The 8,183-nt window shown below is 61.5% G+C and carries 9 protein-coding genes and 1 pseudogene; all 10 read right to left on the bottom strand.

All coding sequences use genetic code 11. From position 1 onward, the window contains the following. Positions 1-692: aldehyde dehydrogenase family protein (locus HZI36_RS12000; RefSeq protein ID WP_179402864.1), on the bottom strand; the 692-nt coding region annotated here is incomplete at its 3' end. Further along, positions 679-840 carry a hypothetical protein gene (locus HZI36_RS11995; protein ID WP_179402863.1) on the bottom strand — a complete coding sequence of 54 codons (162 nt, stop codon included), beginning with the start codon at positions 838-840 and terminating at the stop codon, positions 679-681. The genes HZI36_RS11995 and HZI36_RS12000, both read right to left, overlap by 14 nt. Before the next feature lie 138 nt (positions 841-978). Next, a pseudogene (locus HZI36_RS11990) lies at positions 979-1,344 on the bottom strand (dihydrolipoyl dehydrogenase); the annotation flags it as partial. Positions 1,345-1,622: 278 nt separating this feature from the next. After that, positions 1,623-1,826 carry a hypothetical protein gene (locus HZI36_RS11985; protein ID WP_179402862.1) on the bottom strand — a complete coding sequence of 68 codons (204 nt, stop codon included), beginning with the start codon at positions 1,824-1,826 and terminating at the stop codon, positions 1,623-1,625. Between the two features lie 138 nt (positions 1,827-1,964). After that, a complete protein-coding gene (locus HZI36_RS11980; RefSeq protein ID WP_218883815.1) occupies positions 1,965-3,119 on the bottom strand; it encodes a hypothetical protein in 1,155 nt (384 codons plus the stop codon). A 112-nt stretch (positions 3,120-3,231) separates the two neighbouring features. Next, positions 3,232-3,987: a lipoate--protein ligase family protein gene (locus tag HZI36_RS11975; protein ID WP_179402861.1), complete on the bottom strand. Its 756-nt coding sequence runs from the start codon at positions 3,985-3,987 to the stop codon at positions 3,232-3,234. A 49-nt stretch (positions 3,988-4,036) separates the two neighbouring features. After that, positions 4,037-4,822: an SDR family NAD(P)-dependent oxidoreductase gene (locus tag HZI36_RS11970; protein ID WP_179402860.1), complete on the bottom strand. Its 786-nt coding sequence runs from the start codon at positions 4,820-4,822 to the stop codon at positions 4,037-4,039. Between the two features lie 106 nt (positions 4,823-4,928). Next, on the bottom strand, positions 4,929-5,996 hold the full coding sequence (locus HZI36_RS11965; protein WP_179402859.1) for a 2,3-butanediol dehydrogenase: 1,068 nt from the start codon (positions 5,994-5,996) through the stop codon (positions 4,929-4,931). Between the two features lie 17 nt (positions 5,997-6,013). Then, positions 6,014-7,126 carry an acetoin dehydrogenase dihydrolipoyllysine-residue acetyltransferase subunit gene (locus HZI36_RS11960; RefSeq protein ID WP_179402858.1) on the bottom strand — a complete coding sequence of 371 codons (1,113 nt, stop codon included), beginning with the start codon at positions 7,124-7,126 and terminating at the stop codon, positions 6,014-6,016. Then, entirely contained in the window at positions 7,126-8,142 is a 1,017-nt protein-coding gene (locus tag HZI36_RS11955; RefSeq protein WP_179402857.1) for an alpha-ketoacid dehydrogenase subunit beta, read from the bottom strand. Before HZI36_RS11955 ends, HZI36_RS11960 begins: the two co-directional genes overlap by 1 nt. Between the last annotated feature and the right edge of the window lie 41 nt (positions 8,143-8,183).

Genomic DNA, 8,183 nt, shown 5'->3' with positions numbered 1-8,183 from the left:
GTCGCGAGCGCCTCGCCCGCCTCCTTGCCGAAGCCGTTCACGATGTTGATCACGCCGGCCGGGAACAGGTCGCCGATGATCTCCATCAGCACGAGCACCGACGCGGGCGTCTGCTCGGCCGGTTTCATCACGACGCAGCAGCCGGCCGCGAGCGCCGGCGCGAGCTTCCACGCGGCCATCAGCAGCGGGAAATTCCACGGAATGATCTGGCCGACGACGCCGAGCGGCTCGTGAAAGTGATACGCGACCGTGTTGTCGTCGATCTCGGAGATCGAACCTTCCTGCGCGCGCACGCAGCCCGCGAAGTAGCGGAAATGGTCGACCGCGAGCGGCAGGTCGGCGGCCATCGTCTCGCGCAGCGGCTTGCCGTTGTCGATCGTCTCCGCGACCGCGAGCAACTTCAGGTTCTGCTCCATCCGGTCGGCGGCCGCGAGCAGCAGGTTCGAGCGCTCGGTCACGGACGTCTTGCCCCACTTGCGGCGCGCCGCGTGCGCGGCGTCGATCGCGAATTCGATGTCGGCGCCGCTCGAGCGCGGCACGCGGCAGAACGGCTGCCCGTTGATCGGCGAAACGTTCTCGAAATATTCGCCGTTGGCCGGCGGCACCCACTTGCCGCCGATGTAGTTGTCGTACTGCTGGCGATACGGATAGTCGACGTCGAGGCCGAGTTGCTTCAGATCAAAGGGATTCATTTTGTATCTCCTGTCCATGATGCTGGCTTGGGATATTTCGCTTCCTGAGCAAAACAGTTTGCGCCCCACCAAACCGGGAGCGGTTCAGTGTCAGCGGCACGTAGTTTTCGTCGTTGTGGCCGAGCCCTCCTTCGAACAATTGCGTCATGATTTTCGTTTCCTCATCTCACGCTGATGTCGACCGAACTTGGCGCATTAGCACCTGGTTCGGTCATATGCAAAACTGATTCTGGGCAGTCGGCATCGGTCTGATCCGGGTCGTCAGGCGTTGTGGCACCCTCAGCGCCTACTTCTTCCGCTGCGGCGGCAGATCGGTACAGACGCCTTCGTACAGTTCCGCAGCCATTCCGACCGATTCGCCGAGCGTCGGGTGCGGATGGATCGTCTTGCCAATGCCCTCGGCGTCCGCGCCCATTTCGACCGCTAGGCACACTTCACTGATCAGGTCGCCCGCGTTCAGCCCGACGATGCCGCCACCGATCACTCGATGCGTTTCCTCGTCGAAGATCAGCTTCGTGAAGCCTTCGTCGCGACCGTTCGCGATCGCGCGGCCCGACGCGGCCCACGGGAACACCGCCTTGCCGAACTTGATCCCTTCGGCCTTGCACTGCTCTTCCGTCTTGCCGGCCCATGCGACTTCCGGATCCGTATAGCCGCCGGGGCCGGCGCCGAGCATGTCGCACTCGATTACGTCGGCACCACTGAAGTCGCCGATGTCGGGTATTTGGACTTCAATGAGACTCATCGACTTTCCCTTCTTGGAGATGGTTTTAAAAATCCCTCAAAACTGCTGACAGCAGCTTGCCCAGAAAAATGAGCACCTTGCCAAGTGTTTAAACGCATGCAAGGAGAGTCATACTTACTGCCCGCCATCTCGCTTTCGCCTCACTTGTTTGTGCTCTGGGTGGCGCTCGCAAATACGAACATTGCTTAGATCGCACGTCTTAGCCGGAGGATATCCGGCAAACCGAAATCAAAGACGTTAGGTTGGACAAGACCTCGCGCAATAGCGACGTTGACAGCAATCTCATAGGCGACTGATCGTTCCCGCAACAATGCACTCAGCGCCTGCTCAATGATTTCCCGGTCTGCCGCTGACAAAGCATCCGGTTGAATAAGATCAACTCTGGACACGAAAATCTCCTGTAATACAAGTGCGAGCCGACCAAAAACGACTGTCCCATGTCGAATCAAAGAGGGACATCACACTTGTACGGGATGTCCGATTTCCTCCACCGATCCGACACTTTCTTGCCGCATCACCCCTGCAAATCAATTAGGCATTCTAATCTTTGAAATTCCAAAAAATTCAAAATAGACAACGTAGATCAACATGACGAAGTTAAGCAGGTCGACCCATGTGAGCGGGTCTCCACCAAAGCCGGGAACGATCGCTGACTCATGTAGGACGACCCCCGAAAACCAGCGTGTATAAATCACGAAAGAGATGACGCCCAGACTCCAGCATGCGATCGCACGGATCACCCGATCCGTGAAAGTGCCGAACCGATGCGGAAAATTGCCCGTCACGTTGGCCCAGAAGATCAGCCAGAATACGATCCACACACCGAGTTGCGCAGCCCAGCTCGGCAGCATCGATCCGATCTTTCCTAGCGCCTCGTCCGGAATCAGAATCGACTTTAGCAGCGCGAGATGTCCGAAATAGATTGCCGTCCCCAGCAGGAAATTGCCTGCAAACGCGGCAAATGCGATGTGACTTCTGTGCTTCAGCATGTTCCATGGCCAATTGTCGAAAATAAGAAAGGTCGTCAGCCACGCGACAATGACGGAATAAAACCAACCAATCACAACGGGTAGCGTCAGCAAGACTCCATGCGAAACGGAAGTGGATGACAGGTTGGGATAGACGAGTAGGAAATAGCCGAGCACAGTCAGACAACAACCATTTGCCAGTTGTGCGAATCCTCCTATCGCCGGGCTCAATCCGGCATCGGACCAGGGCCATCCACCCATTCCGGTAGCCACGATGCCGAAGCCGTAGAAACCAATTAGAACGATTAGGCCGGCTGCACCGTATCCGGCATTGCTTGCCGCGCTGAATGCAGGGTCCAGAAACCCGTAGCCATGCGCGATCGTGCCGGCAATGGCAAAGGCAAACAGCAGCGTCATACCCGTGGCGGCAAAGCCTCGCAGTGGTTGCTTCAAAGAGGAAAATCCGGCCATGCCGAAATTGAAGCCAATAAAGACGAGAACGAGGATGCCCCAAAAGAGGTACATGCCGAACGGTTGAGGGTAATACCGCCAGACCGCTATGGCGGGGTCGACGAACAGACGCCACACGCCAAGACTGACGACATGCACAATCAGAAATACCGCAATTGGAAATACAAACGGCCTGAACGTGATTCCCGCACGCCCCGTTGCGTAGGTCGACGGGGTATCGACGCTGGATTTGATGGGTTCCATATCACTCGTCTCCATTTGATTGTCAGCATGGGAAGTCGGGGGCGAGACTCGCAAGAGCGAATCGCGTGGTCGACAATCCTCGCTTCGTTGGCGCTATTCCCACCGGCTGCATTCAATCGTCGTTATCGACAGGCGGTGTCGTAGCCATCACGCTCGCGCGCAGCGCCGACATAACCGAGTCGATGAGCCCGTCAGACGGTGCCGCACCGGTTCGGGAAAGCGCCTGCTGTACGCTAACCACACGCCCGGCGTCGTAGCACCTTCCACTTTCGATGGCGTCCTCGAAAGCATTGGCACGCTGGTTGATCTCCTCAGGATCGGCGCTAACCAGCAGCACCGCGTGAGCTAACACGGCATGCATCGGCGCATGGGAGCCCGCACCCGATCGCACGCCACGCCAGTATTGCGCGGTACCAGCGAGCTTTCGTGCATCGCCCGGCGGACCCCAGGCAAGGTTGAAGCGTCCGTCGCAAAATGAGCCTTCCACCGCCTGCCAATGCGTCTGAAGTCCCAACGTGCCCAGCGCCTCGCGCAAGATTTCGCACAGATGCCTATAAACCCCTTCAGAAAGCGCCCCCACGGTGCCCCGCACCAGGTAGGCCAGGCTTAGGTTGAGAATGCCCGGCCCCTGCGGCACCAGCCCACCGCCAGACATGCGCAGAAAAACCGGGCAACCGCGCCGTGCGAACTCGGCGCGAGCGCTCTCCAGGGCGGCGAACCGCCGGTAACTGCGCGGCACCACCAGCGACAGCGGTGCCTGCCACATATGCGCGACGCACCGGCCTGTCTCGGCCAGCGACAGCAGCGCCGTCTCCGCAGCAAGAGGATCCGCGGCGCCGGCCTCGAAGTCGACGATGTCAAATGGCATAGGCTCACGAAATAGGCTGGCTCGAGGGAGCGGGGCGGCGCTTCGCTGCTTAGTGGAAGGTAAATCCGCCGTCCACGTTGACCGACTGGCCGGTGACGTTGTCCATCGTCGCGAAGAACAGCGCCAATCGCCCCATGTCCTGCGGCGTCTGTGCGCGACCTTGCGGAATGAGTGTGAGCTGGTGGCGAGCCCACGAGTCCTCCACCGATTCTCCGTCGTTCTTCCACTCGTCGGCCAGACGGTCCCACATGTACGTGCGCACGATGCCGGGACAGATGGCGTTAACTGTGATGCCCTCCTGCGCCACCTCCTTGGCCAGCGCGTTGGTAAAGCCCACCACAGCGAACTTGGAAGCACTGTAGTGCGCAAGGTTGGGAAAGCCTTCCTTGCCAGCGATAGATGCCACGTTGATGATGCGCCCCGACTGCCGCGCACGCATCGGCCCCAGCGCGGCTTTGCAGCCCAGGAAGGTACCTTTGGCGTTGACGTCCATGACGAAGTCCCAGTCTTTCTCGGTGAGATCCGCGACCGGGTGGATGTTGATGACGCCCGCGCAGTTGACGAGGATGTCCAGGCCGCCCAGTTCGGTCACGCTCTGATCGACCATGGCCTGCACCTGCGCGGCGTCGGTCACATCCACGCGGCGCACCAGCGCCTTGCGGCCCAGACTTCGCACGGCCTCCTGCGTGGCGCGCATGTCGTCCTCCAGCAGGTCGGCGATGAGGATGTCGGCGCCGGCCTCGGCCAGCGCCATGACGATGCCACGGCCGATGCCGCGCGCGCCGCCGGTCACGACGGCCGATTTGCCGGCCAGGGGAAGAGAAGCTTGCTGCATGAAAGTCTCCTTGGTATTGGTGCCTTGGCTTCGCCTCATCCGGCTACGGCCCAGCCGCCGGAGGCCCGGATAGGCAGATATGCTCCTCCCACGGAGGAGCCCATACTCACTTCATTCTGGGCTGAACGATGATTTTCACGGCTGATTCATTGTTGTGGATCAGGGTGTCAAATCCTTGCGAAATCAGGTCATCCAATTGAATGCGTTGGGTGATGAACGGCTCCAGATTGATCTTGCCGCCCTCTACCAGCTTGATGGTTTCCTGATGGTCGTTGCAATACGCGATCGTCCCGCGCACGTCCAGCTCCTTCATGACCACGCTGTGTACGTTGACGGTGGCCGGATGGCTCCAGATGGACACGATGACCACCACGCCGGTCGATGTGGTCGCGGCCACCAAAGTGTCCAGGACCTTGTTCACGCTGGAGCATTCAAACGCCACGTCCACGCCCTTGCCGCCGGTGATCTTCATCACTTCCGCGACCACGTCCACTTCGGTCGGATCCAGGATGTAATCGGCGACGCCGGATTCGCGGGCCTTTTCCTTGCGCGCAGCACTCAGCTCCGTGACGATGACGCTCAGGCCCTTGGCTTTCAGAATCGCTGACAGCAGCAGGCCAATTGGGCCGGCTCCGCCGACCAAGGCCACATCGCCAGCCTTGGCGCCGCTGCGGGTGAAGGCATGGTGGCCCACCGACAGGGGTTCGATCAGGGCAGCCTGATCCAGCGGAATAGCGTTGGAGATCGGGTGCACCCAACGGCGCTTGACGGCGATCTTTTCGGACAGGCCGCCGCCACGGCCGCCCAGGCCGATGAAATTCATGTTCCTGGACAAGTGATACTTGTCGCCCGGCCCCGTGGGCACGTCGTCGGCCACGATGTAGGGCTCCACCACCACATGCTGGCCGACTTCGATATCTGTCACGCCTTCACCCACGGCATACACCACGCCGGAAAATTCATGGCCCATCGTGATGGGAGCGGACTCCTTGGAGATCGGATGCGGATGGCCGCAAGGCGGAATGAAAATCGGCCCCTCCATGAATTCGTGCAGATCCGTGCCGCAGATACCGCACCAGGCCACGTCGATGCCGACGGTGCCGGGCTCCACGACAGGCTCGGGTATGTCTTCGATGCGGATGTCTCCGCGATCATAAAAACGTGCTGCTTTCATGGTTCGAATTCCTTGATTCACGGGTTCAGATGCCGGCGCAGCAGTGCATTCACCTCGTTGGCCTTCTCCATCTGCGGCATGTGGCCGGCGCCGTCGAGCAGTTCCACCTTCGCGCCGGCGGGCGCGGCCTTGGCATGGCTGCTCGGAATGACCCGATCCTGGCTGCCCCAGATCACCAGCACCGGCTTGCCGAAGCTGCCCAGCGCCTTGCCGGGCTGTTCGCTCTGCTTGCCGCCACCGAACAGTTGGGTGCCCAGCGCGCCGAGCGCTTCGGTCACGCCGTCCAGGCGCTTGTACTTGAGCAGATCGTCCAGCAGTTGGCGGCTCACCAGCGCGGTGTCGGCGAACAGCAGCTCGGCCACGGGCTTGAGTTCGCGGCGTGAATCGGTGCGCACGAAGCCGTCGGTGTAGTCGGCGTTGACCTCATCGCCGAAGCCGGCGCTGTCGATCAGCGCCAGCGAGGCCGCCTTCTGCGGCGCGTCCACTGCGATCTGCGCGGCCACGCCGCCGCCCATCGAGTGGCCGACCAGGTGCGCCGACGCCACGCCAATGACATCCATGAACTTGCCGACGAAAGCCGCCTGCGCCTTGAGCGTGGCGCCGGCCAGCTTGATCGTGGACTGCCCGTGCGCCGGCAGGTCCAACGCGATCACCGGGTGCTTCTCAGCCACCGCATCGAGGTTGAACAGCCAGTTGTTCAGGTCGCCGCCGAAGCCGTGGATGAAGAGCACCGGCGTGCCCGACTCCGCCCCGCGCCGCGCATAGCGCACGCGAATACCGTCCACCTCTGCATAGTCGAACGCAGGGCCGGCGTCTTCGTCGTCGCTGTCGGCGGCCGGCACCTCGAACGCGGCGATGTAGGCTTCGATCTCGGCATCGCTCACGTCCGTCTCCGCGAGCACGCCGAGCAGCGCCTTGACCGGCAGCGTCTCGCCGCTCTGCGCGACGATGCGGCGCAGCAGTCCGGCATCCGGGGCTTCTACCGAGTTGGAAATCTTGTCGGTATCCACATCGACCAGCGCCGTTCCGACTTCGATGCGCTCACCTTCCCGCACCAGCCAGTCCTGCACGGTGCCTTCGCGCATCTCCAGCCCCCACTTGGGCATCACGATCGGGGTAATCGCGGCCATCAGTTCTTCCCTCCGTTCATCGTGCGGCGCGCCGCTTCCGCGATCTGCGCGGCACTCGGGATGTACAGGTCTTCGAGCGCGGGCGAGAACGGCACCGGGGTATGCGGCGGGCAGACCATCTCGATGCCGGCCTTGAGCGCACCGAAAGCGTGCTGAGCAACCTGTGCCGAGATATCGGTGGCGATGTTGCAGCGCGGGCTAGCCTCGTCCACTACCACCAGACGGCCGGTGTTCTCGACCGTTTCCAGCACGGTGTCGATATCCAGCGGCGACAGCGTGCGCAGATCCACGATCTCGGCCTCGATGCCCTCCTTGGCCAGCGTCGTGGCGGCCTCCAATGCCCGATGAACCATCAGGCCGTAAGTGACAATCGATACGTGTTTGCCGTCGCGCACGATGTTGGCCTCGCCGAACGGAACCGTATACGAGTTCTCCGGCACCTCGCCTTCGAGGCCATACAGGTTCTTGTGCTCGCAGAAGATCACCGGATCGTTGTCGCGGATGGCCTGGATCAGCAGCCCCTTGGTGTCATAAGGCGTGGACGGGCACACCACCTTGAGGCCGGGAATGTGCGTGAACAACGGCGTAAGCATCTGGCTGTGCTGGGCGGCTGCCCGAAAGCCGGCGCCGACCATCGCGCGGATCACCACCGGCGTTTCGGCCTTGCCGCCGAACATGTAGCGAAACTTCGCGGCCTGGTTGTAGATCTGGTCGAAGCACACGCCCATGAAGTCGATGAACATCAGCTCGGCAATCGGCCGCATGCCGCACGCGGCCGCGCCGATTGCCGCGCCCACGTAGGCGGACTCGGACAGCGGCGTGTCGAGCAGCCGGTCGCCGTGCTTGGCGTACAAGCCCTTGGTCACGCCGAGCACGCCGCCCCACGCGTCCTTTTCGCCGTTCGCACCGGCGCCGCCGACGATGTCCTCGCCCAGCATGATCACGCTCGGGTCGCGGCTCATTTCCTGGTCGATCGCTTCATTGATCGCCAGCTTCATGCTCAATTTTCGGGCCATGGTTAAGTCTCCTGATTGGATGATTGGATCGGTCGTCGCGA

It is taken from the genome of Burkholderia guangdongensis, assembly GCF_013403875.1.
GTDB classification, from domain to species: Bacteria; Pseudomonadota; Gammaproteobacteria; order Burkholderiales; family Burkholderiaceae; genus Burkholderia; species Burkholderia guangdongensis.
This window is presented reverse-complemented; position numbering and strand designations above follow the sequence as displayed.

Coding starts and splice junctions, on each gene's coding strand:
- HZI36_RS11995 (WP_179402863.1), bottom strand. CDS start 840: ATGACGCAATTGTTCGAAGGAGGGCTCGGCCACAACGACGAAAACTAC.
- HZI36_RS11980 (WP_218883815.1), bottom strand. CDS start 3,119: ATGGAACCCATCAAATCCAGCGTCGATACCCCGTCGACCTACGCAACG.
- HZI36_RS11975 (WP_179402861.1), bottom strand. CDS start 3,987: ATGCCATTTGACATCGTCGACTTCGAGGCCGGCGCCGCGGATCCTCTT.
- HZI36_RS11970 (WP_179402860.1), bottom strand. CDS start 4,822: ATGCAGCAAGCTTCTCTTCCCCTGGCCGGCAAATCGGCCGTCGTGACC.
- HZI36_RS11965 (WP_179402859.1), bottom strand. CDS start 5,996: ATGAAAGCAGCACGTTTTTATGATCGCGGAGACATCCGCATCGAAGAC.
- HZI36_RS11960 (WP_179402858.1), bottom strand. CDS start 7,126: ATGGCCGCGATTACCCCGATCGTGATGCCCAAGTGGGGGCTGGAGATG.
- HZI36_RS11955 (WP_179402857.1), bottom strand. CDS start 8,142: ATGGCCCGAAAATTGAGCATGAAGCTGGCGATCAATGAAGCGATCGAC.